This is a genomic window from Pseudomonas sp. CFBP13509 (genome assembly GCF_005233485.1).
Taxonomy (GTDB): Bacteria; Pseudomonadota; Gammaproteobacteria; order Pseudomonadales; family Pseudomonadaceae; genus Aquipseudomonas; species Aquipseudomonas marginalis.
Genome location: NZ_QGAA01000010.1, coordinates 18,534 through 43,855 on the forward strand (window position 1 = coordinate 18,534; position 25,322 = coordinate 43,855).

Below are 25,322 nucleotides of genomic sequence, written 5' to 3' on the forward strand. Positions count from 1 at the left end.
GCGGGCATGACTTTCGACTCGCCCCTCGCTGCTTACCAACACGCCATTACCCAACAGGGTTTCGTTGCCGACGACGCCCAGCGCCGGGCGGTGGATGCCCTGCAAGCCTGCCATGCAGCCCTGCATCAGGGCCGTTCGCCCGTGACTGGCGTTTACCTGTGGGGGCCGGTGGGCCGCGGCAAGACCTGGTTGATGGATCAGTTCTACCAAAGCCTGCGGGTGCCCGCACGGCGTCAGCATTTTCATCACTTCATGGGCTGGGTGCATCAGCGTCTGTTCCAGCTCACCGGCACCCATGACCCGTTGCAGGCCCTGGCGCGGGAGCTGAGCCGGGAGGTGCGGGTGTTGTGTTTCGACGAGCTGTTCGTCAGTGACATCGGTGACGCGATCATCCTCGGCCGGCTGTTCCAGGTCATGTTCGAGGAAGGTGTGGTGATGGTCTGCACCTCCAATCAACCACCGGCCCAGCTGTATGCCGATGGCTTCAATCGGGAGCGCTTCCTGCCGGGCATTGCGGCGATTGAGCGGCATATGCACGTGGTGGCGGTCGACGGTGGCGAGGATCATCGCTTGCATCCAGGTGTGGGCCGGCAGCGCTATTGGGTGAACCAGCCTGAAGCGCTGGCGAACGTGTTCGCACAATTGGCCGAAGGCCAGACGGTGAGTCTTGGTCCGGTCACCGTCGGCCATCGTTCTATCGTGTGCGTGCAGGCCAGTGACAGCGTGCTGTGGTGCCGCTATGCCGACCTCTGCGAACAACCCCTGGCGGCAATGGATTTCATCCTGCTGTGCGACCGCTTCAAGGCGATCCTGCTGGGGGAGGTGCCCAACCTGAGTGCGCAACAGCGCCCAGGCCGGATTGCCCGCGGCACCGAGGATGGGGTCGAGCGCGTGGTGGCCGGTGATCGCGAGTTGCCGCAGTTGTCGGTGCACGACGACAGTGTGCGTCGCTTCATCGCCCTGGTGGACGAGTGCTACGACCGCAAGGTGCCGCTGTTCATCGACGCCCAGGTGCCGCTGGAGCGCCTGTATACCAACGGTTACCTGGCGTTTCCTTTCCGTCGCACCTTGAGCCGCTTGCAAGAAATGCAGCTGCAGCGCTTCAACTGAGACCTGTACGAAAAAAGCCCTGAATGGACACTTTGGGGTTTTTTAATGCCAAAGCCTTCGCGCTTTCGGGCGCACATTTGTAGTTAATCTCCTTCATCTGGTGCTGACTCCACGCTTACAATCGTGCCCCTCAAAGGGAACCGGTTCCCTTGTAGTCGTGATCGAGGACGGAAATGGACACCCCAGATATCCTGGTGCTGCAAGCCAGCTACACCAATCCTGTACATGCCGAAGCCATTGCCAAGGTGCTTAACCATTACGCAGAAGACCCCATGGGCGGCGGCCATAGCCTGCCCGCTGATCTACTGGAGCAACTGCCGGCCGAGTTGGCCAAGCGCCCCCATGCGTTCAGTGTGCTGGCGTTTGTTGGCGGTGAGCCGGCGGGGCTGGTGAATTGCTTTGAAGGGTTTTCCACCTTTGCCTGCCGCCCCTTGGTCAACGTGCACGACGTGGTGGTGATGAATGAGTTTCGCGGCTTGGGGCTGAGCCAGAAAATGCTGCTGAAGGTCGAGGACATCGCCCGCCAGCGTGGTTGCTGCAAGATCACCCTGGAGGTGCTGGAAGGTAATGCCGTCGCCCAGTCGGCGTATCGCAAGTTTGGTTTTGATGATGCGAAGTTTGATCCCGCCCATGGGCGCATGTTGTTCTGGAACAAGCCGCTTTAATAAATAACCGGCGAAAAAAAGGGCGCCAGCGGAGGGCGCCCAATAAACCTTTGCCAACGGAGCGGTATGGCCCAGGGTGTTGCGGATTAACTAACGATTAAATTAACTCTTGGGTTGTTCCTGTTCGGTCGTGTTGGTGTTCGGTGTCTTGCCGTCGGCGGACGCCGTTTGTTCAACCGTGCCGTGAAGCGTCTGCTGCGTGAAGGTGAAGTTGTTGTAGAACTCCTTCGAGCGCTCCGAGCCGCCTTCGGCGAACGCGGCGGCGGAGCCCAGGGTCATCAGGCTGGCAAGCATCAAGGTCGAGAGTTTCATCTGTGTTTACTCATTAAGTGTGATCGGTTATCTGCTCTGTCCTTGATCAGAATCGTGGGGCGATTCTGGTGCGGTCTTATTAAGTGGGAATTAACGCGAGAAACATCCGAAGTTAACAATATCGTTAACTTCGGATGGTCGGCTTTAAAGCTTCCAGTCAACGGCCAGCGTAATGGCGCGTGGGTCGCCCCAATACACGCCGTTATAAAAACCGACGCGTTCGTAATACTTTTTATCGAACAGGTTGTTGACGTTAAGCGACGCTGAGACGTGCTCGTCGAATTGATAGCGGGACATCAGGTTGACCACCGTGTATGCCTGTTGTGTGATCTTCGCCCGTTCGGTCACCGGTGTGTTGCCGACGCGTACCCCTGTAGGTCGATTGCTCCAATCGTAAATGTCGCTCTGCCAGTTCACCGCGCCGCCGACCGTGAGGTTGCGCCATGCCCCCGGCAAACGGTAGGCGCTGGAGACTTTTAGCAGGTTCAGCGGCTGCCCGGTGTTGTTGCGTTTACCCGAGCCGTTGACCGAATGGGTGTAGGTGTAGCCGGCCGTCAGGTTCCAATCGGGCATGATTTCCCCGGCAGCTTCCAATTCGAAGCCGTTGACCTTGTTACCTTTGCCGCCGGACTTGTAGTACTCCTCGCCGGTGGTCGGGTTCCGCTCCACCGAATCGTCCCGCTCTGCGACGTTGTCCTGGGTGCTCCAGAAATATGCCGCCGCCAGGTTCAGGCGCTCCTCCAGCACGCTGCCCTTGAGGCCCACCTCGTAGTTGCTGCCGACCACGGGCTCCAGGTACTTCTTGTTGGCATCCCGCAGGCTCTGGGGTTTGAAAATGTCGGTATAGCTCGCGTAGACGGTGTACTCCGGCGTCAGGTCGTAGAGCAGGCCGGCGTAGGGCGTCCACATATCATTGTGGGTCTGGGAGGTCTTGTTGGTGGCCGTCAGTTGGTCGTTGGCGTTGTATTCGGGGGCCGCGCTTTTCAGTTCCCAACTGCCATAGCGGCTGCCCAGCACTGCATGCAAGCGGTCGGTGAGGCTCAGTCGCGTGGCCAGATAGCCAGCCTTCTGTTGCTTGCTGCTGTGCTCGCCCTTGAGGTCGGTGACGGTGTCGCCGAACTTGGCGATCCCGCCCATGTATTTCCAGTCTTCGATGGTGTAATAGCCGGCGGGTAGGTTGCTGCGCATCACGGGGGAGACGTCCCGCTGCGTGGCCTCGCCATAGCCCATCATCAGTGCATGTTCGCGGCCCAGCAGTGCATAGCTGCCGGCGAGGTTGAGGTCGACGGCCTCCATTCTCGATGTGCCGCGCATGTGGCTGGCCCAGGCGGTCATGCCGCTGCGGTCATCGTTGGGGAACCCCGCACCGCCGTAGTACACCTTGCCATCCGTGTCGCTCTGGCGATGGGTGTAGGCGGCCTTCACGTGCCAGTCGCCGCCCAGCCGATGGTCGAGGGTTGCGAAGGTGGTCTTGTCCGTCAGCGGCCAGGAACTCCAGTGCGCCGCCATATTGGTGGAGCGCGACAGCCCGGCCTTGCCGCCCTCGCTGTTCCAGTACGGCACGGTGCCCCATGAGGTGCCCTGGACCTGCTTGTTCTGGTAATCGAAACCTACGGCCAGCACGGTATCGTCGGAAAGATCGCCTTCCAGGATGCCGTAGCCGACCGCCCGCTGCAGGCCATAGTTGTCGCGGAACGATTGGCTGTCACGGTAGGCCAGCACCGTACGCCCGCGCAGCTTGCCGTCGAACGCCAGCGGGCCGCCCACGTCCACGTAGCTGTAATAGTTGTCATGGCTGCCGGCGCTGACGCCGGTTTTCGCCTGCCATTGGGCCGTCGGGCGCTTGCGCACCATATTGATGGTGGCCGAGGGGTCGCCGGCGCCGGTGGTCAAGCCCGTGGCACCGCGTACCACCTCGATGTGGTCATAGATAATGGTATCGGCGTCGGACTTCATGTAGCCGAAGGTATTGAGCATCCCGTCAATCTGGAAGTTGGTGATGCCGTAGCCGCGGGAGGAATAGGACACGCGGTCGGAGTCGTTATGCTGGACGTTGATCCCGGTGGTCTGGCGCAGCACGTCGGTCAACGTGTTGAGATTGAAATCATCCATCTGCTGGCGAGTGATCACCGAGATCGATTGTGGGGTTTCCTTGACCGACAGGTTCAGGCGGGTGGCGGTGCTCATCGAGCCGGTGGTGTAGGCGCCGGTGTGTTCGGTGGTGGCGCCCAGGCCTTCGGCGGAGATGTTGGTCGCGCCGAGTTCGAGCGGGGTGTGTTCAGGGTCGGTTTCAGCCAGCAGGGCCGGGCTTAGGGCGGCGCCGCACAGGCCGAGCGTGAGGGTCATGGAGCGGGTAAAAGGCGCGAACATCGCGGAAGACTCCTTGTCGTCTTTGCGGCCACCCCGGAAAGGGAAGGCCTTGGCTCAAAGACGAAAGGAGCGGTGGAACTTTAGGGCTAAACGAGAATGATTGTTATCTTTCTGTTACAAGGCCGGCGGTTCCTGCAGGACCACATCGGTCGGATTAACCTTCTTGGGCTTGATCAGGCTGAAGTCAATCAAGGCCTTTTGCGGGCGCATGTAGGGGTTGCCGATCATCAGCGGGCGCTGCGTGAAGCTGTCACTCACGACGCTCTTGCTGCGGTCCAGTTCGTTGAAACTCAGCCCGGCGAGGTCGGCCCAGGTGTGGATCAATTGCGAGCTGCTGTAAGGGCGTTGCAAGTCGCCGGCAAACTTCCAGTCGTGGGTTTCGCGCCATTTCGGCGAGGCATAGGCCATGAACGGAATGGTGTACATCGGCGCCGTCGGCTTGCCTTCGTTACGCCCCAGGGTGGCGTGGCCGGCGGAATCGAATACGTCTTCGCCGTGGTCCGACAGGTACAGCAAAAAGCCGTTGGGATCGGTCTTGGCGTAGTCCTTGATCAGGCTCGACACCACGAAATCGTTGTACAGCACCGCATTGTCGTAGCTGTTGTAGGTGGGCAGTTGATCGTCACTGATCCCGGCAGGTACGCCCTGGCGGTCGGTGAATTTGTCGAAGGTCGGTGGATAGCGGTACTGGTAGCTCATGTGGGTGCCGAGCAGGTGCACCACGATGAACTTGCGCTCGGCGGGGTCGGCCAGGGCCTTGGAGAATGGTTCCAGTACATCGCCGTCGTATTGGCGGGCGTTCTGGTTGCGGTTGTTGTTCAGGTACACCTGCTCGTCGGCCTGTTCGGAAAAGGTCGTGAGCATGGTATTGCGCTTGGTCATGGTCTGCTGGTTGGTGATCCAGTAGGTCTTGTACCCGGCCTGTTTCATCACGCTGACGATCGACGGTGTCTTGAGGTAGAGATCGGGGTTCTCCTCGTCGGCGAACGTCAGTACCTGTTGCAGGGCTTCGATGGTATAGGGGCGCGGGGTGATGACGTTATCGAACACCGCCAGTTGGTCGCGCAGCTTGTCCAGTTCCGGCGTGGTGTTGCGCGGATAGCCGTAGAGACTCATGCGTTGACGGTTGGTGGACTCGCCGATCACCAGCACCAGGGTCGACGGCTGGCCGGCCATGGTGTCCTTGAGGTTGGTCAAGGGGGGGATCTGGCTGGCGCTGTCGAGCATGCCTTGCATGTTGTCCAGTTGTTCGGTGTAGCGGCGGTAGGCAACGATCATCTGCCAGGGCACGGCCGGTTCGATGCGCGACTCGAAGCGGTCGATGGCGTCGTCCAGGGTGTCGCTGCGGGCTATCTGCTTGACCAGCGGGTAACCGATGATCGCCACCAGGATCGCCGTTGCCGCCACCAGGGCCTGGCCGCGCGGCAAGTATACCGGGCGTACCCGGGTCCACAGGAAAATAGCCACGGCGGTGTGGGCAATGAACGCCAGCACAATCCACCAGGCGAAGTATTGGGTGGCGTACTCGCCGGCTTCGGAGATGTTCGACTCGAACATGATGAAGATGACGCTTTGGGAAAATTCCTGCTGGTAGATGAAGAAATAACCCAGGCTGGCCATGGAGCAGGCCCACAGCACCACGCCGATCAGGGCAGCAAGCAAGCGCGTACGGCGAGGGAATACCAGCAGGGGCGCGAGCCATATCGCGCTCATGAAGAAGGCTTGGCGAAAACCACTGAAGCCGGAAGTGCCGCTGAGTTGGATCAGCAGTTGGGTAATGCCGGAGAAGTACCAGAAAAACACGAATAGCCAGCCAAGACCGGCCCAATCAAAGCCTTTCGCAGACTTGCTGCTGCGTTCGAACATCGCCATCCAGCGCTCCAACCCGGTAATTTTTCAGTTGACGCGCAGGGCTGCACGCAACAGAGGCCACCCTTGCATGGGATGGCCCTTGGGGGCGGGAGTATCGGGAAGGGCATGTGAAAACTTTGTGAGATTTATGTAGCCGTTATCTTACAAAGTGATGACGAGCTCAGCAGAGCGCGGGCTGCGCACCGGAAGGCTGGTCCAGCTGGGCTTGAATGATATGGGCACGCAGGCGCATGACCTCAAGCTGCAACTGATCGCGTTCGTCTTTCAACTGGCGCAATTCATCGCGACGGAGTGTGACGTAGAGGGTCTGTGGAGGACGGGTCATCTGTGCTGTGCTCATTGCTTGCCTCGCAAATAGCCGGTGTGTCGCGGTGTGCCAGAACGCTTGAGTCGAGGTTCTCGGCAACAGTCGGAAGCAATTCTGAATTCTTTTTCCCATCAATGGAACTTTTTTATTTTTGGTGGTCGTGTGACTTTCGGAGGCGTGATGGTGAAACGATGGCAATTTTTTCCCATGAAACTACACGGATCTGCCCTGGACTAACCCTCATTAGCCTCATTGCGCTATAAACTATGTCACACATTTATTCAGTAGTTGGGAGCATCAGCACATGCAACTGGGGATTATCGGACTAGGCCGCATGGGCGGGAATATTGCACGGCGCCTGATGCTCAATGGGCATACCACCGTTGTTTACGACCGTAACGAAGCATTTGTCAAAGGTTTGAGCGAAGAGGGCGCCACCGGCGTTGCCGACCTGAAGGCCCTGGTGGCCGGGCTGCAGAAACCCCGTGCCGTCTGGGTGATGTTGCCGGCAGGCGACCCCACCGAAAACACCATCAATGAACTCAGTGAGCTGCTGGAAGACGGTGACGTGATCATCGACGGCGGCAACACCAACTATAAGGATGACGTGCGTCGCGGCAAGGCCCTGGCGCAAAAGGGCCTGCACTATGTCGATGTCGGTACCTCCGGCGGGGTCTGGGGCCTGGAGCGTGGCTACTGCATGATGATCGGCGGCGACACCGAGACTGTGCAGCGCCTCGACCCGATCTTCGCCAGCCTGGCACCGGGCCTGGGCAACATCCCGCGCACCAAGGACCGTTCCGCGTCGGCTGACAAGCGTGCCGAGCAGGGCTACATCCACGCCGGCCCGGCGGGTTCCGGGCATTTCGTCAAGATGATCCACAACGGCATCGAGTACGGGATGATGCAGGCGTTTGCCGAAGGTTTTGACATCCTCAAGACCAAGAACTCGGAAAACCTGCCCGAAGACCAGCGCTTCGACCTCAACGTTGCCGATATCGCCGAAGTCTGGCGCCGTGGCAGCGTGGTCTCGTCCTGGTTGCTGGACCTGACCGCCGACGCCCTGGCCACCGACCCCAAGCTGGACGGTTACTCCGGTTCCGTGGCCGACAGTGGCGAAGGCCGTTGGACCATCGAAGCCGCCATGGAACAAGCCGTGCCGGTGCCGGTACTGTCCACGTCGTTGTTCGCGCGGTTCCGCTCGCGCCAGCAGAGCACCTACGGTGACAAGATGCTGTCTGCCATGCGCTTTGGCTTTGGCGGCCACGTGGAGACTTCCAAAAAATGACCGCCAACGGCAAGAAACTCAAGGCCGAACCTGCTCCACCCACCACCCTGTTTCTGTTTGGCGCCCATGGCGACCTGGTCAAGCGCCTGCTGATGCCGGCGCTGTACAACCTCAGTCGTGATGGCTTGCTGGGCGATGGCTTGCGCATCGTTGGCGTTGATCACAACGCGATCAGTGATGCCGACTTCGCCAAGAAACTCGAGGACTTTATCCGCACCGAGGCCGCGAGCAAGGTCAAGGGCAATGGGGATAACGCCCTCGATCCGGCATTGTGGGCGCAACTGGCCAAAGGCATCAGCTACGTCGAGGGCGATTTCCTCGATGACAGCACCTACGCCGACATCGGCAAGAAGATCGCTGCCAGCGGCACCGGCAACGCGGTGTTCTATTTGGCCACCGCACCACGCTTCTTCAGTGAGGTGGTGGAGCGCCTGGGCAGTGCGGGCCTGCTGACGGAAACCGATGACAGTTTCCGGCGCGTGGTGATCGAGAAGCCCTTCGGCTCCGACCTGGCCACCGCCGAAGCGTTGAACGCCAGCCTGCTCAAGGTGATGAGCGAGAAGCAGATCTATCGCATCGACCATTACCTGGGCAAAGAGACGGTGCAGAACATCCTCATCAGCCGTTTCTCCAACGTGCTGTTCGAAGCGTTCTGGAACAACCACTATATCGACCACGTGCAAATCACCGCCGCCGAAACCGTCGGCGTGGAGACGCGAGGCAATTTCTTCGAAAAAACCGGCACCCTGCGCGACATGGTGCCCAACCACCTGTTCCAGCTGCTGGCGATGGTGGCCATGGAGCCCCCGGCCGCCTTTGGTGCCGATGCGGTGCGCGGTGAAAAGGCCAAGGTCATCGGCGCGGTACGCCCGTGGTCCCTGGAAGACGCGCGGGCCAACTCGGTGCGCGGGCAATACACCGCGGGCGAAATCGCCGGCAAGCAACTGCCCGGCTACCGCGAAGAAGCCAACGTCGCTCCCGACAGCAGCACCGAGACCTTCGTCGCCCTCAAGGTGATGATCGATAACTGGCGCTGGGTCGGCGTGCCGTTCTACCTGCGTACCGGCAAGCGCATGAGCGTGCGCGACACCGAGATCGTGATCTGCTTCAAGCCGGCGCCCTATGCGCAATTCCGTGACACCGAGGTGGACGAGGTCAAGCCCACCTACTTGAAGATCCAGATCCAGCCCAATGAAGGCATGTGGTTCGACCTGCTGGCGAAAAAGCCCGGGCCCACCCTCGATATGGCCAACATCCAGCTGGGTTTTGCCTACAAGGACTTCTTCGAGATGCAACCGTCGACCGGGTATGAAACCCTGATCTACGACTGCATGACCGGCGACCAGACCTTGTTCCAGCGCGCCGACAACATCGAAAACGGCTGGCGAGCAGTGCAACCGTTCCTCGATGCATGGAAGGAGGACGACGGGATCCAGACCTATAAGGCCGGTGAAGACGGGCCCGCAGCGGCTGATGGGTTGCTGGCGCGCGATGGCCGCACCTGGCACTCGCTCGGATGAGTGACGCAGCGATTCATCCCATCCGTTTTATCCTCAGCGACGTGGACGGCACCTTGCTGCATCCGGATCATCGCCTGAGCCAGCGCACCGTCGACGCGGTGAGCGCCCTGCGCGAGGCCGGGGTGTTTTTCAGCCTGGCCAGCGGGCGACCGCCCAAGGCCATGCTGCACCTGATCGAGACATTCGGGATCGATGTGCCGGTGGCGGGCTTCAACGGTGGCACCTTGATCAACCCGGATGGCAGCATCCTGGTTGCCCACCATTTGCCAGCGGAGGCGGCGCTGGTGACCTTGGCGCTGTTCTCGGCCGAGCCGGATGTGGAAGTCTGGGTGTTTGCCGACGGCGACTGGCTGCGCCGTGGTCCGCCAGGGCCGGTGGAACCGCGCGAAGCCCATGGCCTGGGGTATGGGCCGGTGGTGGTGGAAAGTTTCGAACCCTACCTGGAGCGTATCGACAAGATCGTCGCCGCGAGCAACGACACCCAATTACTGGTGACGTTGGAAGCGCAATTGCAGCCCAAGGTCCAGGGCTTGGCCCAGGTATCGCGTTCGCAGCCGATTTATTTGGATGTGACGGCCATGCTGGCCAACAAGGGCGAGGCGTTGAAGACCCTGGCGGCGCACCTTGGGGTGCCGCTGGAGCAGACGGCGGCCATCGGGGATGGGGGCAATGACCCGGCGATGTTTCAGGTGGCGGGGTTGTCGATTGCCATGGGGCAGGCGGAAGAAGCCGTCAAGCGCCAGGCCAGCGTGGTCACCGGCAGTAATGTCGAGGAGGGCGCTGCGGAAGCAATCGAACGGTTTATTCTCGCGGCGCGATAAGCGTCTTAAGTTCGATTGTGCAACTTGCGATCACTGTTTTGCAGTGATCGCAAGTTAGCCGCGATTTACTTCGGCATGGCCCAGGACTGCAACTGGTAGCCATCTTTGTCGAGTTCGGCGCGGGCCCGCAACAGCAAGTCTTCCAATTGCGCCGGGTCGCTATAGGTGTTCGACGACAGCTGTTTGCTGCCGATACGGTTATTGGTGCGGTCGATGACACTCAGGCTCAGGGCGCCATTGCCATCGTGCCAGGCCACGCATTGAAAGGGCTGGAAAGCACGGTCTGCGATCAAAAGAGCTTCGTTGATGCGGAGCGGGGCGTTCATGTGGGTCTCTCTCTAAATGCCCATTCAAGTGAGTACCGGCGGTTGGGCTGACCGTGCGGCGGGTTACTTGTACTGATGCGCGATGACGGGGTACGGGTCACATGTTAGAGCAACAAATTTCAACTTTTCCTGATGGACGTCATGTAAGCGGCTGTTTTGAAAGCTGATTGAAAGTTTTGCGAAGACGCAACTTTTTGACCTGCAAACACGAGTAGTGGCTTTTTGTCCGCACTTATAGCGAAACGATACAAGCACGCTGTCAAGATCTTGCTAGGGTTATCGGCAACCATTACAAACTGTTGTTTCTAAATAACTTTAGTGATTTTTGACGCCAAGGATCAGTCATGGGTGTGCCCCTCGTCCAACGTCGTTTGCTCGTGGTTGACCCCTGTGATGACTGCCACGGGTTGCTGCCCGGTTTGCGTACGGCCGGGTGGGATGTCGACAGCTGCACATTGGAATCGGTAGGAGAGCGCTCATGCGATGTCGGCCTATTGCGCCTGCAGCCCTATCATCTGGAGCGGCCCGAAGCGGTCAAGGAACTGATCAGCCGCAGTGGCACCGAGTGGATCGCCGTACTCAGCCAGGATGTGCTGCGCCTGCAAAATGTGGGGGACTTCGTCTGCGAGTGGTTTTTCGACTTCCATACCCTGCCATTCGACGTGGCGCGGGTGCAGGTGACCCTGGGCCGCGCGTTTGGCATGGCGCGCCTGCGTGGCAAGGGTCACACCCCGGTAGATGAAGGGCACGAGTTGCTGGGGGAAAGCCGCCCCATTCGTGAGTTACGCAAATTATTGTCCAAGCTGGCGCCCACGGAGTCCCCGGTACTGATCCGTGGCGACAGCGGCACCGGCAAGGAGCTGGTGGCCAAGACCCTGCACCGCCAATCCCAGCGCCATGCCAGGCCCTTTGTCGCGATCAACTGCGGCGCCATTCCCGAACACCTGATCCAATCCGAACTGTTCGGCCATGAGAAGGGCGCGTTTACCGGTGCCCATCAACGCAAGGTCGGGCGCATCGAAGCGGCCCATGGCGGCACCCTGTTCCTCGATGAAATCGGCGATTTGCCCATGGAACTGCAAGCCAACCTGCTGCGCTTTCTCCAGGAAAAGCAGGTCGAGCGGGTCGGCGGCAGCCAGCCGATTCCGGTGGACGTGCGGGTGTTGGCGGCCACCCACGTCGACCTTGAAGCGGCCGTCGCCAAGGGGGCTTTCCGCGAAGACTTGTACTACCGGCTCAATGTGCTGCAGGTGGTCACCGCGCCCTTGCGCGAGCGCCATGGTGATGTGGCGATGCTGGCCAACCACTTTTCACGCTTCTACAGCCAGGAAACCGGCCGCCGCCCCCGCAGCTTCAGCGATGACGCCCTGGTGGCCATGGGGCAACACCCGTGGCCGGGCAATGTGCGCGAACTGGCCAACCGCGTGCGCCGCGGCCTGGTACTCGCCGAAGGGCGCCAGATCGAAGCCGCCGATCTGGGATTGCTGGGCGAACAGGCAATTTCGCCACCCATGGCTACACTGGAAGACTATAAGCACCGTGCTGAACGCCAGGCGCTGTGCGATGTGCTCAACCGGCACAGCGACAACCTGAGTGTCGCGGCCCGTGTGCTGGGGATTTCCCGGCCGACGTTCTACCGGTTGCTGCACAAACACCAGATCCGCTAGGGCGGGTAAACCGAAAAGCCCCGCAACGACCCTTATCGTTGCGGGGCTTTTCCTTGTGCACCGGATTCTGTAGCGGTCGGGTTAGAAGTAATACGGGAATTTCAGGCTGAACGTAAAGTCCGGCGCATCGTCCGTCATGCCGATTGCCAGGTTCGGCACGATGGTCAGGTTATCCGACGCGGCAATGGTCATCCCCACGTTGAAATAACCGGCGTTGGCATCGCTGGAAACCACCGATTGCCAGTCGCCGCCGTTGGGCTTGAGCCTGCTCTTGCGCTGCACCAGGTCGGACACCGAGAACGACATACTCATCTTCTCGTTGAGGGCAAAGGCCACGCCGACCCCGAACTGGAAGCTGTCGCCCAGGCTGACCTTGCCGCCGACCTTCTGGTTGACGTCGCTGCTGATGTCGCTGAACGATTCTTCGAAGTTATGGGTGTAGGACAGCGAGCCAAACAACACGGCTGGGTCGAAGGTCTTGACCAGGGAAATGCCCGGCGTGATGGACCAGACCCCGTTGCCGGTGGGAAGGCTTTCGGGCACGAACAGGTTGTCGTTGCCGGGGGTGTTGATCAGCTTGATACCAAACGGTTCTTTACCTGTGGGCGCCTTGACCCGCACCGATACCACCGCATCCGGCAGGTTAGGGGTTTCGTCGAGGAACTTGTAAGCCACGCCGAAGTTGACGTCGCCGATGGTCGGGTCGCGCGTCACCGATTGTTCCGACGTCGCGGTGCCGTTGTTGCCGGCACCGGCAGACTGGTAGGTCGACTCGCGGTACACCACCGGCACGTTCACGTCGAACTGCCAACGGTTATCGACGTTGTAGCGCCCGGTCAGGTCCAGGGTCCAGTTATCGGACTTGATGCGGTCCAGGTTGATATTGCCGAGGAAAATCGAGTCCAGCGCCAGGAACCCGTTGAGGGTCAACTGACGGGCGTCGTAACGGGCATAGGTGACGCCGGTTTCGAAGCTGAACTTGCCATTGCCGAAAAAGCCGCTGGCTTCGTTATAAAGGTTGCTGACACTTTGCGCCGGGGCGGAGTCGTCCTTGAGGGACTGGCCGTAGGAACTGCCACCACCCCCTCCAGCGCCACCGGATGCAGCCGCGGCCCCCGTGCCCGCGACGGTGGTGCCGTTGGCTTTTTGAAAGTCTGCCGGGGACTTGGCCAAGCGTTTGGGGGCCGGGGTTGCCGGTTGGTCTTCGACCTGACGCACGCGCTGCTCCAGCACGGCCAGCGCTTTTTGCTGCACTTCGTACCGCTGCTTGAGTTCCAGGAGTTCCTGTTTGAGGGTTTCGATGTCGCTATCTGGCGCTGCATACAGAACGGATGCGGGCAAGAGCGTACTTAAACAGATCACAGCACGGAGCGATAACGATCGATGCATGAAATAAGCCGTCCTTTTCTAATGCGTAAGTGTCGACGGTCAGCGTAGTTCAATAACCGAGCGTGCGTAGGGCTTTGAGTTGATCCAGATTGCAGTTCAATGCGCCGTTGTTCAAACCGTTGTTGTTCATCACTACGTTGAGTTGGGTCATGTTGTTGACGAAGTTAGTGTTGCCAGTCAGAACCGTGCCTTGCAGCACATTCCCACCACCGATCTGCTGCAGGCTGTTGCCCTGGTTGTGGTTGGCCTGGATCGCCATCTGCAAGCCACCGTTGTTGGCCGACACGCTCACGCGGCCTGCTGCGCTGTCACCGGTCACCGTACCGCCGGCGACCAGCACTTGCCCCGATTGCACGATGTTGGAGGGCGCAAAACCGTTCTCGACGGTGATGCCCACATTGTTATAGGCGGTGTTGCCATCGCCGGCGGTACGCACGCTTTGTGTCACACCCTGGCCGCTGCCCAGGCCGGCGCCGCCGGTGACCGTGCCGGTGCCGGTGTTCGGGTTCGTGCCGTTGCCGGTCGAGCCGGTGGTTTGTACGTAGAATTGCGGGGTGATGGTCGACGAATCGATCTGCATGCTGGCCTTGCCGGTGATGGTGTCACCCACGGCGTTGGTCCAGGTGCTGCTCATGACAATGCCGAAGCTGATGATCCGCCCCGGCATCACGTAACGACCGCGCAGGTCGGCCATTTCCGAATCCTTGAGCTCGATGGGTTTGAACCCCGACGAAGCATAAGCGGGCATTGAGGCTGCCAGACACAAGACCGTCAGCCAACGGGAAGTGTTCATCTTTTGCTCCTGGAGCGTCCTGCCCCTTATTGCGCTTCTTAGAAGAAGTCGCTCTGGATAAAACCGAAATCCATCAGCTCGGCATCGCCTACGGGCCTGAACTCATTCAACTGGTTCTTGGCGGTCAGTGGCGTGGGCGGGTCGAGCAGGGCGTTGGCCTTGTCGTAACCTTCACCCAGCACGGCGAACACGATGCCGTTCCAGCCCTTGACGAAGTCATCATGGGAATAGCGCTTATGGCCCAGTACCGGGTCGCCGATATAGACCCAGTCCTTGTCGGCCCGCTGCATCACCACGAAGTGCTTGTAGCCACGAATTTCCAGCAGGACCACCACGGGGATCTTTACGGTGACCAGTGTTTCTGGCGCGATTTTGTAGCCCCGGGCACGCATGCCGATGCTTTCGAGGTAGCGCTTCATGTCCAGCATGGAAAAGCCCTGGGTACGCACCAGGTCCTGGTCGGAATTGACCAGCATGCCTTTGATGACGTGATCTTCGTCTACATCCAGCCAATAACCCTGGCGCAGAATGGTAGCGAGTGCCGCAGCACCGCAGCTGAAATCGGTTTTCTGTTCCACCAGGTTGGCGAACCGGCGTTCACGAATACTCTCGACCTTCTTGTAGATCACTGCACCGCCAGGCAGGGCGGAGATCGCCATGGTGCCTGCCCAGGTCGGGCCGGTGAGCAGCATCAGGAGGGTGAGGGTCGCGAGGCGCATGATCATGTGACCTGCTGGACACTGGAATAAAAAAGGGCCTTGTTGCCAAGGCCCCGTTGGATCAGAAGCGCACGCCGCTGGCGCAGACGCTGCAACCTTGACCGATCGACAGGCTGTTGCTGCCTTGGTTGCCCGAGCCGGATTGCAGGTTCACACCCACGTTGCCGGAGTTGCGGTTAACCGAGTTGTCGAGGCTGGAGTTGTTGGACACGTATTGGGCTTTGCTGCCATGGCCATACCCGTAGCTGGTAGCGGCAGTGTTCAGGTAGCTGTTGGCGAGCGAGTTTTGCTCGGTGTTGGCGGCCGCTGCGATGTTTTTGCCATCAGCGGTGGTGATTGCCAGGTTGTTTTTACCCTGGTTGCCTTGACCGGCCTGGCCGTTGTAACCCAGGTTGCCGGAGTTCCCGTTAGCCGAGTTATCCAACGAGGCGTTGTTCTGGGTGCCTTTGTTGACGAAGTTGTTGAGCCCGCTGTTTTGATTGACATCGACGACAGCGAATACCGTTGCAAAGTCACCTTTGGCACTGGAGATGGCGCCGGAGTTGTCGGCCTGGTTACCACTGCCCGCCTGTACGTTGACCCCGGTGTTACCGCTGTTGCTGGTTACCGAGCCGTCGGCAGAGGCGTTGTTTTCGGTTTTGGTGTCATCGAACTTGTTGCCCACGCTGTTTTGCACATCGGTCACGACAGAGGCAACCACACCGGTGGGTTGAGGTGCAGGGTGCCAGCCGCCACCTGCTTGAGCAGCAGCAGCCATGAGTGCGGCCAGTGCGAAAACCAGTGGTTTCAGAGCCATTTGAGGTTTCATGGTGTTTCTCCTTGCTTCTAATTAGTTGGTTAAGTGTTGGTACGGTCTAACGAGTGCTACCAAGCGTTTACTTGATAGTGATGCCCAGGGTGTTAGCCACTCGGTTCCCCACCCCGGCACTCTGGTTCACCTGAATCACTCCTCGGCTGCCTGTGAAGGCCTGGTCGCTCGTAACGACAAGGCGGCTGCCAGTGGTGGGGGTGAGCCCTGAGTCGGTTGCCAGCGTCGTGGTGTTCTGTTGCAACAGGACGCTGTCATCGATGCTTTGCGGGCCAGGGTTGATGCTGATCCGCACGGCATTGATGGATTGGTTATTGGCCCCGGCGGACTGGTTGATGCCCAGTACACCGTTGCCGTTAGTAAATGAGCTGCCCTGGATCGCCGCCCTGGCGTTCAGGGACGGGTCGACACTGCCGTCGAGGCGCTGGATGTTGACGTTGGTGGCCTGGCCACCGAGCGCGATGGCGCGGCTGTTGGACATTTGCTGCTGGTTGCCGGCCGCCTGGTTGATCGACACGACACCCTGGTATTGTTGGCCGCTGTTGTGGATCACCGCCGTGTCGTCGGCGAATGCCGGGGCGCTGGCCAACAGGGCGAGAACGAGCAGGGAACGATTCATCACTTGCCCCCCAGCATGCTGCCGATGTTATTCAACGGCGCCATGCCGCGCTGGACCGAGTCGCTGATCTGCCCGCCCATGCTGCTGCCCGCACCGTGGCCGGCGGCAGAGCCGGCCCCCAAGGTGGACATGCTGTTTTGCGTGGCGTGCAGGCCGGTCAAGGTGCCGTTGGTCTGAACTGCGCGGACAATGCTTGAGCCGCTGCTGATGCCGCCGATATCCATATCACTGAGCTCGCCAGTGGCACCGATGATGTCCCGGCTGGGGTTGGCGTTGGCGGTGGTGGGGTAGGGGTCTTTACCGAAGGCGGCGCGGCCGTACATATGAGCCTGTACGTTGCGCCCTGTCACGATCACGCCATCCTCTGCAAAGCTGGGAACACTGATGCCGACGCTGAGTACACAGCTGATCAGCAGCACGTTCATCGAACCTTGAGTGAGTGTGGCCACGGCGGCATTCCTTATTCGTCGCGCTGACCCTAAACAGCGCTGCAAGGGATAGAGCAGAAGCCGTGCCGCTTTTTATTTGCCGTTGTTATTCAATGGCTTGGATTTGTTTGTGGGCGAAGTGATGTCAGTGCTGTTTCAGCACTGAGACACCTGCCTCCAAGGCATACACACAGCGGCATACCACAAACGATTCACCAAGCTGTATCAGCGCTGTAACACTGCCTATGACAAAACGATGAATCCGCACCACACGGGCGGTCCAGGGGAGTCGAGTGTTTCAAAAATGGACACTTCAGGCGCAACGATGCCCCGGCCGGGGTGCAGGCTCAGCCTTTGGGGGATTTACGCGGGATGGAATTGAGTACGGGGTTGCCATCCTGGTTCTGCGTCAGATAGACCGGCAAGACCTTGGGCAAGGAGGGGATGAGGTTATTGACCTCGGTGATGTTGTAGATGCCACCGATGCGAATCGTCCCGGTGTTGGCGTCTGCCAGCATCACCGGTCTGTTCAGGTAGCGGTTGATCAACGGCAACGCATCCACCAGCGCCAGGTTGTCGAGCACCAGCTTGCCCTGGCGCCAGGCCAGGGCGCTGTCATTGGCGGTGATTGCCTGTATACGCGGCGTTGCATCGCCCTGTTGGTAGCTGGCCTGCATGCCCGGCGTCAGGGGCACGCTGCCGTGTAACGAGTCGCTGGCAATCTGCACCGAGCCTTCGAGCAACATCACCCGCACCTGGTCTTCATACTTCCAGACGTTGAACTGGGTGCCCGTGACGCGCACCTGGCCTTCGCCTGCGTGCACGATAAACGGATGCGCGCTGTCATGGCTGACCTTGAAGAACGCCTCACCCTTGTTCAACGTGACGCGGCGCTGATCCTTGTAGTTGCTGTAGACCAGCTCGGTGCCCAGGTTGAGTTCCACCTGGCTGCCGTCGCCCAGAATGACTTGGCGCAAGCCGTTGGCGGCCTGGAAACGCTCATAGGAACTCGGCAGCCAGCCGGCTTCCCAGCCAGTGAAAGCGGCCAGGGGCAAGGCGACCAGGCAGATCGCGGCCGCTACTGCATAGGTGCGCAGCCGGCTGCGCGGCTTGAACGGCACCACCACCGACGGGATCTCGTGGCGCGGCAGGTGGTCGGCGACGTCCCAAATTTCCAGCATGGCCGCGTATTCAAAGGCGTGCAGCGGATGGGAGTCATGCCATTGCGCAAAAGCCTGACGTTCATCCGCTGTGCAATCACTGGCGTGCAGGCGCATGCACCAATGCGCGGCGGCGTCGGTGATGGCGTCATATTCGGCTTCTGAAATGGACTTTTCGCTCATTAACTCATCCTGATTTCGCACATTCTAACCTCCCGAGGTGGACCGCGAGAACAGGCGTCATGGCGATTGCACATCAATTGGAACTTATTCTCGTTTGGGAGTACCTAAAAATCAGGACATTCCCACAATGGAGTACGAAAATGCTGAAGAAAACCTTAGTCGCGCTGTGTGCAACCACTGCTCTGCTTAGTGCGGGCGCTGCCCTGGCCGATAAGCCAGGCGCAGGCTGGATCACCATCGAAAAAGCCATCGACGTTGCCAAGACCAAGGCGGGTTATGTCGAGGTCTATGCGGCGGAAGCCGATGACAATGGCTACTGGGAAGTCAAGGGACGCAAGTCCGACGGTACCGTGTACGAAGCCCGTATCGATGGGGCCTCCGGCAACATCCTGCGCGACCAGAAAGACTGACGTACCTGCCGGGAGCCTGCTCAGGCTCCCGCATCCAGCTCTCGCCCGAGTTGGCTGATCAGGTAGGTGACCGAATCGGCATTGGCCAGAATCGTGTCGATTCGTTTGTCTGCATTGCTCATGAACATGTCCCGTGCCTCATTCAGGGTTCGGCAGCCGGTGATGCCGAGGACTTTATCTTTTTGCGGCGTGGTCGCCCGACTGCTGCCGAAATCCTCCCATTCTTCGCTGAACTCATCCCAGGTTTTGAACAACAGCGTGGCGGGCGTCAGCGTGGACAGCGCGGTATCACGCAAGTCGGCCAGGTCGGTCTGCATCAGCCTGGCACCTTGGATCTTCACATTAATCAGGTCGTGAAACGGGCGCATGCTGTCCAGGTAGGCCAGGTCCTCAGTCAAGGATTTGATGTGCGATATCTCGTGAATCAGCACCGTTGCCCGTGCGTGGGCCGAGATGTTGAACGGCGTGGTCAGGCGGTTTTGATAGTTATCCAGTGGGGGGTCGAAAAAGCGGTCGAGCAAATAGATTTTCTGCTCCTGGTCATCGGGCAGCACAAAGGCAAAGGTGTTGCGCGGGCTGTAGCGATGGGTGCCGCTGACAAACCGCATCGAATCGGGGCTGATGAGGGTATGGTTCGTCAACTCATCGAGTATCTCGTCGACCCGTCGCTCGACTCGCTGCACCTGCTCGGGCGTCAGCGTGACGATGCCGAACAGTTCGCTGAAAAACCGCCCGAGCCGGCTATTGGGAGCCAAATGTGTCGCGAAGTGCAGCAGGTTGCGTTTGCAGTTGACCGAATAGTACGTCGCGACATTGAGCGCTTCATCAATGCACTGGGCCTTCCAGTTGGATAGCGTGGCAATCTCTCGTATGCCCACCGCTTCGATATTGATGGCATCGCGCTCGGCTGCACGGGTGGTGAGTTTGCCGGCGTAGCGGCTTAACGTTTTGCCGTAGCGCGGGTAATGCCGGTCGAGGTCCAGTGTCCACACCCCCTGGGTGTTGCACTGCACATAGGGGCCCGGTAGCTCGCCCTTGATCAACCGCCAGTGTTTGCCGGCTTGTTTTATCGGATAAACCTTGCCCGACAAGGGGATGAACTGCCGCGTGCCGGCCTGATCCCTGTAAAGGCCGGTAGGCTTGCCTGGGGTGAGGTCCGCCAGCGCAATATCGTGGTCTTCGAATACTTGCAGGTGTGTCCGTGCGGGTGCGGTCAGGTCCAGGTCTGCCAGGGTATCCGCAGCAGGCGCGGGGGCTTGCAACCACTGCTCAACGGGGGGCGGCTCCGTGACTGGCGCGTCCTGGGGCAAGAGCTTGTCCAGCGCCTTGCGCAACGCGGCCAATTCGGCCACTCCGCCGGCAAAGGCCTTGAGCGCGCGTTGCCAGCGGTGCTGTTGCAGGTCTTCTGCGGAGGCCAGGAACAGTTTGTAGCTGCGCCACACCACTAGCGGGTAAGCAAGTTTACCGGCCATGAACTGCAAACCCTTGGGAATCTCCCGGGTCAACAGGCTGGTGATCCCGTCCCATTTGACCTTGCCCGACTCAGAGAACTGGCAGGCGAGCATCTGCAGCAGCAACTCAATATTGTCCTTGAACAGGCGCTTGAGCAGGTTGCCGACAATCGGGTTGGCACCCACGCGGATTTCCGAAAGCCCATGACGCCAGTTCTGGCTGAGCAAATTGCGGTAAGTGGCTTGTTGCGATTCTTCCAACTGGCTGACCACCCACTCTTGCAGCGCCCCAGGGGTGGTGAATTCGCTGATGAACGCCGCTTCATTTGCGTATTCCTTCAACAGGTGGCTGGGGCTATAGGGCGCATACAGGATCAACGGGCCCGTCGCGCCGCCCTTCGGGCCGATCAGGTAGCAGCCCAGAGCCTTGACCAGCGCCGCCCCCGGCGTGGCGATCAGTTCGAGCGGGCGAACCATCGCCGTGACGCCGCTTACGCTGTTGCGCGCCAGGGCATCGGGCATATCAAAGACTTGCTGGATAAAGCTCCAGGCTGATGCCGACAGGCGCTCCTGAAGTGTTTGTTCATGGGCGTATTGCAGCAATTGCCACGGCAGTTGCCGACAAAACAATCGACGACGGCGACGGGTGTCTTCGGTCTGGCCCTTGAGCAGGGTGGTCAGTTGTGTCTGGTAGAGACTTTTCAAGTCCAGTTGGCGCACCAGTTGCACCACGGTGCTGCCATCGAGTGCTGCTGGCAAGGGCGTGTCTGTACGCGATCGCGGCCGGATATGGTCAGCGTTCAGTTCAGGCAAGTGCCGCAGGGCGAAGTCGGTCAGGGTCTGGGTGTGGTTTTGCAGGTCGATACGGCCAGGTATCAATATGGCGTCGGGGTTGACCACTTGCCCGGGAAACCGCGCATTGAGCAAGGTAGATAAGCTACTCACCACCTGTTCGCGCATGGGTGTGAGGCTGTGCAGGTAATCCTGCTCATCCGTTACGCTGGCGCGGTATTGCTCAAGCAGTTCGGCATGCAGGATTTGTTCATGTGGCCGCGCCATCCCCAGCCAGACCGGCAGTGCCTGTTGATGGATCATGGCACGTGCAATGGCAATGGCCCTGGGCAGGTTGGTCGGTGTGGCCTGGCGGATAAAACTGTCCATGAAGTCCTGAAAGCGTTGAGCGTTCAATTTCATCGACAGTACATGGTCGATCTTGTCGCGCATGAAGTCGCTGTAAGTCTGTTGGCGATTGTGCAGCAGATGCTCGTCGATACGTTGCAGGGGGCCGAGCCGATAGGACTGGTGGGGTCTGCGCTTGGAGGGCCTCAGGTTCTCGATCAGCGGTAACCGTGCGGTGGGGCTCAGCAAGCGTTGTTCCAGCACTTCGCGCAAGACGTTGAACGACGCAAAGGCCTCATAGCCGGCACGCGGCGTCCACAGCATTGCCAGCCCTGAATGGTCGGGGTCGGTGCCACCACGCTCGGTCAGTACAAAACAGTTGGTCAGAGCTTCGGGTACGGCGTCAGCCCCGAGGTTGAGGGTCAAGCCAAACGCGTCAGGGATAAACCCGTTGAGGCCACGCCGGGTGAGTCGGGTCATGTTTTCGGCGTGAAGGGCGCTGTCCAGCAGGTCGAGGCAGGCGACCGGCAGGCTCTTTTGTAATCGCCTCAGTTGTGCTTCACCGCTGAGCCCCAGCAACATGCCATGGCTCAGGTGTGCGCGGTTATGTTCCAGGAGTAGATGCGGCAGCGTCCGCAGGTCATGTTCTGCAAAGGTGGTCAGGACCTGCTCGATCACCGCATTGAAGCTGTTCGTGGTCAGGTTGTGCAGTTGGTTGGCGACGCCTGAGCGGCGCTTGCCGTAAAACCAGGTCAGGGGCGAGTCGGTCAAGGCCTCGGCTTGCTTGGCCAGGCGCGCAATAAAGTGCTCCACCATGCTTGTCGACGCCAGGGGCAATCGCTCTTCGCGCTCGCTGGCTGGCGTGGCGTAGCGGTTGATGTAGACGTTGTCGGCTTTGAGGCTCAACTGTCTTTTGCCCAGCTCGACGTTCAATGCTCGGCCCACCAACTCGCGCAGGGTCGGGTGTTTGCTGCGCTCCATCGCCATCGCCGCCTCGACCGTTTCCAGCGTCTTCAGCTGTGCCTTGGCCTTTTCGGCATGGACGGTAGAGGGGCGGCCGTTGCCGCTGGTGATGGGATGGACGGACCAGCGCCCGCCGGCGTCCAGCGCCTGCAAACGGCTGTCGAGCATGGTGCGCACGTCCAGGGCATTGTCGAGCAGCGCGGCCAGGTCGATCTCACCTGCGCTACGCCGATAGAGCCCCAGCGCATATTCCAGGTTGTCGAACTGTTTGGCGAGAATGTCTTCGACCATCTCCTGGAACGCATCGCCCGCAACCGGCTTGCCGGTCACTTCTATCTGATCACTGCCAATGAACACGCTACGCTCGTCCAAGGAGAGGAAATTGAGCAACTCATCTTCATGCCCTGCGGTTTTGAGCAGGGTCAACAGGATGTCCTTCAGATCATCGATGTCCTTGAGCACCTGCAAGCCGCGTGATTGCGTGTAGAGGTACGCGTGGGCATTGCTGATCATCAAGGTGCCCCCAAGATGGACATAGTGCTGAAAGGGCGCATGGATGCGCACCCTCTCGACGTTCAGGTGGTGGGTATAGGCCGCGCGCGCGGTCTTGTCTGCCAGGAACAGCGCGCGCAGTTGCTCGCTTTCTTCGCTGCTCAGGATCATGTCCTGATGCTTGAACAGCAGGTCTGCGCGACATTTGTCACTCATGACGCGGGCGCAAAACCGTTGGCGCGACTGGTCCGCGTTGACCTCTTGGTTCCAGTACGACTGGAGCAGGCTGTTCAATAGCTTGGAAAGAATGCCGCTGGTTTGCTCGACCACGCTGTTCCATCGCTGCTGGTCCTCGGCCAGTTGCTGCTGGCTGAAGGCTGTGGTGTTTCGGCCGATGTTGAAGAACGAATGAGTCTGGTCGGTTGGCCAGGCATGCCTGACATAAAACCGCAGCAACGCATCACGCAAGGGAAGCGAGTCGACCCAGCGGGCCTCTTCGCCCGTGGCCGGGCGGCTGAAGAAGTTCACGCGAGTGTCGGCCGGGTTCAACCCAGGGAAATAGGAGCGGGCCATGATGCCGAGCAAGGTGTCGAGCATGTCGTTCAGACCGGGGAGCTTGCGCAGTTCATCGAGCATCGCCCGTACATTTTTTTGCTGGTTAGCCAGGATGATCCTCCGTTGGTCGGCCATCACGGCGTCCGCAATCGTGGCGGTGGTCAGCGTCAGGCGCACGTTTATCGGCAACGCGTCCCGTTCGGCAATGGACAGAAACTGGAGCAACTCGCTGCGCCTGCTCGGTTGCGTCAAGCGTTCCTGCACCTCGCCAAGCAGGCCGGCACGGCTGTCGAACAGTTCCAGGCCACCGTAGGGGGTATAGAGCACGGCTTTGTTGTCGTCCGGCGTCGGGCTCATCATGAACGCGCCCGCCAGTGGGATGGCGGGTTGACCGCCGGGGTTGATCAACAACCGTTCTACGTGCATGGGGTTGCTTTGCACCGCGGGGTCCTGGCGGGCTGCGTCGGTGGCGTAGTACAGCGTGTGCAACCATTCAAGGTCCTTGACCGTGAACCCCAGGGCACGCTCCCGTGGTGTCGGCTCCTTGCGTTTTACGGGAAGCAGGAACTCGTCGAAGAAGTAGGGCGGGATGACCGTCGACATAGGGCACTCTCCATCAGATAGACGTTTACGAGCGCCCACGTTAAGGATTGCGCGGGAGTGCAGGGGGGTAGATAACTCGCGATCAAACCGCCGCAGACGTCAAGCGCCCGTTGACAGCAGGCACCTGAGGCGTTGTTTAATCGGGGGTCTGGATTCTTGTTGTCTCTTCCAATTATAAAATCGGAGCTACAGATGTCTGCCCAGTCCCCGATAGTTGACAACGCTACAGCGCTCATCGGTTTCAACGACCTCGTGGGTTTGTTGCACGCGGTATTCGTGAAGCACGGCACTTCGCCGGACGTCGCCGCGATCCTGGCGCATAACTGCGCCGGCGCCGAACGCGACGGTGCCCATAGCCACGGGATCTTCCGTATTCCCGGTTACCTCAGCACCCTGGCCAGCGGCTGGGTCGACGGCAAGGCCGTGCCGGTCGTCACGGACGTGGCGTCCGGCTTTGTGCGGGTCGACGCCGGCAACGGGTTTGCCCAGCCAGCGTTGCAGGCCGCCCGTTCGCTGCTGGTGGCCAAGGCGCGCAGTGCCGGCATTGCGCTGCTGGCGATCCACAACTCCCATCACTTCGCCGCCCTGTGGCCCGATGTCGAACCGTTCGCCGAAGAAGGCCTGGTGGCGCTGAGCGTGGTCAACAGCATGACTTGCGTGGTGCCCCATGGGGCCGACCGGCCGTTGTTCGGTACCAACCCCATCGCGTTCGCCGCACCGCGTGCCGACGGCGCGCCTATCGTCTTCGACCTGGCCACCAGCGCCATTGCCCATGGCGATGTGCAGATCGCCGCGCGCAAAGGCGAACGCTTGCCTGCGGGTATGGGCGTCGACAGCCTTGGCCAACCGACCACCGACCCCAAAGCCGTGCTGGAAGGCGGGGCGCTGCTGCCGTTTGGCGGGCACAAGGGCTCGGCGTTGTCGATGATGGTCGAGTTGCTGGCAGCGGCCTTGACCGGCGGTAACTTCTCCTTTGAGTTCAACTGGGCCGACCATCCGGGAGCGCGCACACCCTGGACCGGGCAATTGCTGATCCTGATCGACCCAAGCAAAACCGCCGGGCAGAACTTTGCCGAGCGCAGCCAGGAATTGGTGCGGCAGATGCATGCGGCGGGGCTGCGGCGGTTGCCGGGGGATCGACGTCATCGCACGCGGGCGAAGTCGTTGGAGGAGGGCGTGATGGTGGATCTGGAAGCGCTGAACCAGCTGCGGGACTGGGCTACGTAGAGGCTGTCTATCCCGCTCCGCGCAATTCCGTAGCAGCTGCCGAGCGCAAGCGAGGCTGCGTCGGCCGCGCCCCGAGCTTGAATCGGCAGTGCGCCTGACGCAGCCTCGCTTGCGCTCGGCAGCTGCTCCGCACGCATAGCGCTAT

General features: G+C 60.2%; 21 protein-coding genes. 8 read left to right on the top strand and 13 right to left on the bottom strand.

Translation table 11 applies throughout. The features are described from left to right. The first annotated feature begins 6 nt into the window (after window positions 1-6). On the top strand, window positions 7-1,110 hold the full coding sequence (gene zapE / locus PspCFBP13509_RS17705; RefSeq protein WP_137212424.1) for a cell division protein ZapE: 1,104 nt from the start codon (window positions 7-9) through the stop codon (window positions 1,108-1,110). A gap of 173 nt (window positions 1,111-1,283) precedes the next feature. Further along, on the top strand, window positions 1,284-1,775 hold the full coding sequence (locus PspCFBP13509_RS17710; RefSeq protein ID WP_027606459.1) for a GNAT family N-acetyltransferase: 492 nt from the start codon (window positions 1,284-1,286) through the stop codon (window positions 1,773-1,775). 102 nt (window positions 1,776-1,877) lie between these two features. Here the strand turns inward: PspCFBP13509_RS17710 and PspCFBP13509_RS17715 are convergent, their stop codons facing one another. The 4 genes from PspCFBP13509_RS17715 to PspCFBP13509_RS31520 all read right to left on the bottom strand — a co-directional run bounded on the left by PspCFBP13509_RS17715 (window position 1,878) and on the right by PspCFBP13509_RS31520 (window position 6,669). Beyond that, window positions 1,878-2,087 carry a hypothetical protein gene (locus PspCFBP13509_RS17715; protein ID WP_065927892.1) on the bottom strand — a complete coding sequence of 70 codons (210 nt, stop codon included), beginning with the start codon at window positions 2,085-2,087 and terminating at the stop codon, window positions 1,878-1,880. Window positions 2,088-2,231: 144 nt separating this feature from the next. Next, on the bottom strand, window positions 2,232-4,457 hold the full coding sequence (locus tag PspCFBP13509_RS17720; protein ID WP_137212425.1) for a TonB-dependent siderophore receptor: 2,226 nt from the start codon (window positions 4,455-4,457) through the stop codon (window positions 2,232-2,234). 114 nt (window positions 4,458-4,571) lie between these two features. Beyond that, window positions 4,572-6,329, bottom strand: coding sequence for a phosphoethanolamine transferase CptA (locus tag PspCFBP13509_RS17725; RefSeq protein ID WP_137212426.1), 1,758 nt, complete (start codon window positions 6,327-6,329; stop codon window positions 4,572-4,574). Window positions 6,330-6,489: 160 nt separating this feature from the next. Continuing rightward, the gene (locus PspCFBP13509_RS31520) at window positions 6,490-6,669 is read right to left on the bottom strand and encodes a DUF6026 family protein (protein WP_256097793.1); all 180 of its coding nucleotides are present in this window, start codon (window positions 6,667-6,669) and stop codon (window positions 6,490-6,492) included. 226 nt (window positions 6,670-6,895) lie between these two features. On the opposite strand from PspCFBP13509_RS31520, the gene gnd reads away from it, so the two are divergent. The 3 genes from gnd to PspCFBP13509_RS17740 are packed head-to-tail and all read left to right on the top strand — an operon-like array spanning window position 6,896 to window position 10,265. Beyond that, window positions 6,896-7,924 (top strand): phosphogluconate dehydrogenase (NAD(+)-dependent, decarboxylating), encoded by a 1,029-nt coding sequence (gene gnd / locus PspCFBP13509_RS17730; protein ID WP_223841635.1) that lies wholly within the window; start codon window positions 6,896-6,898, stop codon window positions 7,922-7,924. Next, window positions 7,921-9,444, top strand: coding sequence for a glucose-6-phosphate dehydrogenase (gene zwf, locus PspCFBP13509_RS17735; RefSeq protein ID WP_137212427.1), 1,524 nt, complete (start codon window positions 7,921-7,923; stop codon window positions 9,442-9,444). Before gnd ends, zwf begins: the two co-directional genes overlap by 4 nt. Further along, window positions 9,441-10,265: a Cof-type HAD-IIB family hydrolase gene (locus PspCFBP13509_RS17740; RefSeq protein ID WP_065927888.1), complete on the top strand. Its 825-nt coding sequence runs from the start codon at window positions 9,441-9,443 to the stop codon at window positions 10,263-10,265. Before zwf ends, PspCFBP13509_RS17740 begins: the two co-directional genes overlap by 4 nt. 65 nt (window positions 10,266-10,330) lie before the next feature. On the opposite strand, the gene PspCFBP13509_RS17745 is transcribed toward PspCFBP13509_RS17740, so the two are convergent. Next, window positions 10,331-10,591, bottom strand: coding sequence for a hypothetical protein (locus PspCFBP13509_RS17745; protein ID WP_065927887.1), 261 nt, complete (start codon window positions 10,589-10,591; stop codon window positions 10,331-10,333). 344 nt (window positions 10,592-10,935) lie between these two features. Here PspCFBP13509_RS17745 and PspCFBP13509_RS17750 point away from each other — a divergent pair, with 344 nt between their 5' ends. After that, the gene (locus PspCFBP13509_RS17750) at window positions 10,936-12,258 is read left to right on the top strand and encodes a sigma-54 dependent transcriptional regulator (RefSeq protein WP_027606451.1); all 1,323 of its coding nucleotides are present in this window, start codon (window positions 10,936-10,938) and stop codon (window positions 12,256-12,258) included. An 81-nt stretch (window positions 12,259-12,339) separates the two neighbouring features. Here the strand turns inward: PspCFBP13509_RS17750 and PspCFBP13509_RS17755 are convergent, their stop codons facing one another. From PspCFBP13509_RS17755 to PspCFBP13509_RS17785, 7 genes are all read right to left on the bottom strand, one after another. Further along, window positions 12,340-13,647 (bottom strand): hypothetical protein, encoded by a 1,308-nt coding sequence (locus tag PspCFBP13509_RS17755; RefSeq protein ID WP_065948660.1) that lies wholly within the window; start codon window positions 13,645-13,647, stop codon window positions 12,340-12,342. Between the two features lie 49 nt (window positions 13,648-13,696). Then, on the bottom strand, window positions 13,697-14,440 hold the full coding sequence (locus PspCFBP13509_RS17760) for a hypothetical protein (RefSeq protein ID WP_027606449.1): 744 nt from the start codon (window positions 14,438-14,440) through the stop codon (window positions 13,697-13,699). A gap of 38 nt (window positions 14,441-14,478) precedes the next feature. Further along, window positions 14,479-15,159 (bottom strand): C39 family peptidase, encoded by a 681-nt coding sequence (locus PspCFBP13509_RS17765; protein ID WP_065927976.1) that lies wholly within the window; start codon window positions 15,157-15,159, stop codon window positions 14,479-14,481. Window positions 15,160-15,220: 61 nt separating this feature from the next. Further along, window positions 15,221-15,967 carry a hypothetical protein gene (locus PspCFBP13509_RS17770; RefSeq protein ID WP_027606447.1) on the bottom strand — a complete coding sequence of 249 codons (747 nt, stop codon included), beginning with the start codon at window positions 15,965-15,967 and terminating at the stop codon, window positions 15,221-15,223. Between the two features lie 67 nt (window positions 15,968-16,034). Further along, window positions 16,035-16,586, bottom strand: coding sequence for a hypothetical protein (locus PspCFBP13509_RS17775; RefSeq protein ID WP_027606446.1), 552 nt, complete (start codon window positions 16,584-16,586; stop codon window positions 16,035-16,037). Next, entirely contained in the window at window positions 16,586-17,035 is a 450-nt protein-coding gene (locus tag PspCFBP13509_RS17780) for a hypothetical protein (RefSeq protein ID WP_065927885.1), read from the bottom strand. Before PspCFBP13509_RS17780 ends, PspCFBP13509_RS17775 begins: the two co-directional genes overlap by 1 nt. A 326-nt stretch (window positions 17,036-17,361) precedes the next feature. After that, window positions 17,362-18,357, bottom strand: a complete 996-nt coding sequence (locus PspCFBP13509_RS17785) for a FecR family protein (RefSeq protein WP_137212428.1) — start codon at window positions 18,355-18,357, stop codon at window positions 17,362-17,364. Between the two features lie 140 nt (window positions 18,358-18,497). On the opposite strand from PspCFBP13509_RS17785, the gene PspCFBP13509_RS17790 reads away from it, so the two are divergent. Next, window positions 18,498-18,767 (top strand): PepSY domain-containing protein, encoded by a 270-nt coding sequence (locus PspCFBP13509_RS17790; RefSeq protein ID WP_065927883.1) that lies wholly within the window; start codon window positions 18,498-18,500, stop codon window positions 18,765-18,767. 20 nt (window positions 18,768-18,787) lie between these two features. Here PspCFBP13509_RS17790 and PspCFBP13509_RS17795 read toward each other — a convergent pair whose 3' ends face one another. Beyond that, window positions 18,788-23,950 carry a dermonecrotic toxin domain-containing protein gene (locus tag PspCFBP13509_RS17795; RefSeq protein ID WP_137212429.1) on the bottom strand — a complete coding sequence of 1,721 codons (5,163 nt, stop codon included), beginning with the start codon at window positions 23,948-23,950 and terminating at the stop codon, window positions 18,788-18,790. 192 nt (window positions 23,951-24,142) lie between these two features. Between PspCFBP13509_RS17795 and PspCFBP13509_RS17800 the strand changes: the two genes are divergently transcribed. Further along, on the top strand, window positions 24,143-25,177 hold the full coding sequence (locus PspCFBP13509_RS17800; protein WP_137212430.1) for an Ldh family oxidoreductase: 1,035 nt from the start codon (window positions 24,143-24,145) through the stop codon (window positions 25,175-25,177). Window positions 25,178-25,322: the final 145 nt, after the last annotated feature.

Bases quoted from the DNA above. Each gene is read 5' to 3' on its own strand.
- zapE (WP_137212424.1), top strand. From the start codon at position 7: ATGACTTTCGACTCGCCCCTCGCTGCTTACCAACACGCCATTACCCAA.
- PspCFBP13509_RS17710 (WP_027606459.1), top strand. From the start codon at position 1,284: ATGGACACCCCAGATATCCTGGTGCTGCAAGCCAGCTACACCAATCCT.
- PspCFBP13509_RS17715 (WP_065927892.1), bottom strand. From the start codon at position 2,087: ATGAAACTCTCGACCTTGATGCTTGCCAGCCTGATGACCCTGGGCTCC.
- PspCFBP13509_RS17720 (WP_137212425.1), bottom strand. From the start codon at position 4,457: ATGTTCGCGCCTTTTACCCGCTCCATGACCCTCACGCTCGGCCTGTGC.
- PspCFBP13509_RS17725 (WP_137212426.1), bottom strand. From the start codon at position 6,329: ATGGCGATGTTCGAACGCAGCAGCAAGTCTGCGAAAGGCTTTGATTGG.
- PspCFBP13509_RS31520 (WP_256097793.1), bottom strand. From the start codon at position 6,669: ATGAGCACAGCACAGATGACCCGTCCTCCACAGACCCTCTACGTCACA.
- zwf (WP_137212427.1), top strand. From the start codon at position 7,921: ATGACCGCCAACGGCAAGAAACTCAAGGCCGAACCTGCTCCACCCACC.
- PspCFBP13509_RS17740 (WP_065927888.1), top strand. From the start codon at position 9,441: ATGAGTGACGCAGCGATTCATCCCATCCGTTTTATCCTCAGCGACGTG.
- PspCFBP13509_RS17745 (WP_065927887.1), bottom strand. From the start codon at position 10,591: ATGAACGCCCCGCTCCGCATCAACGAAGCTCTTTTGATCGCAGACCGT.
- PspCFBP13509_RS17750 (WP_027606451.1), top strand. From the start codon at position 10,936: ATGGGTGTGCCCCTCGTCCAACGTCGTTTGCTCGTGGTTGACCCCTGT.
- PspCFBP13509_RS17755 (WP_065948660.1), bottom strand. From the start codon at position 13,647: ATGCATCGATCGTTATCGCTCCGTGCTGTGATCTGTTTAAGTACGCTC.
- PspCFBP13509_RS17760 (WP_027606449.1), bottom strand. From the start codon at position 14,440: ATGAACACTTCCCGTTGGCTGACGGTCTTGTGTCTGGCAGCCTCAATG.
- PspCFBP13509_RS17765 (WP_065927976.1), bottom strand. From the start codon at position 15,159: ATGCGCCTCGCGACCCTCACCCTCCTGATGCTGCTCACCGGCCCGACC.
- PspCFBP13509_RS17770 (WP_027606447.1), bottom strand. From the start codon at position 15,967: ATGAAACCTCAAATGGCTCTGAAACCACTGGTTTTCGCACTGGCCGCA.
- PspCFBP13509_RS17775 (WP_027606446.1), bottom strand. From the start codon at position 16,586: ATGAATCGTTCCCTGCTCGTTCTCGCCCTGTTGGCCAGCGCCCCGGCA.
- PspCFBP13509_RS17785 (WP_137212428.1), bottom strand. From the start codon at position 18,357: ATGAGCGAAAAGTCCATTTCAGAAGCCGAATATGACGCCATCACCGAC.
- PspCFBP13509_RS17790 (WP_065927883.1), top strand. From the start codon at position 18,498: ATGCTGAAGAAAACCTTAGTCGCGCTGTGTGCAACCACTGCTCTGCTT.
- PspCFBP13509_RS17795 (WP_137212429.1), bottom strand. From the start codon at position 23,950: ATGTCGACGGTCATCCCGCCCTACTTCTTCGACGAGTTCCTGCTTCCC.
- PspCFBP13509_RS17800 (WP_137212430.1), top strand. From the start codon at position 24,143: ATGTCTGCCCAGTCCCCGATAGTTGACAACGCTACAGCGCTCATCGGT.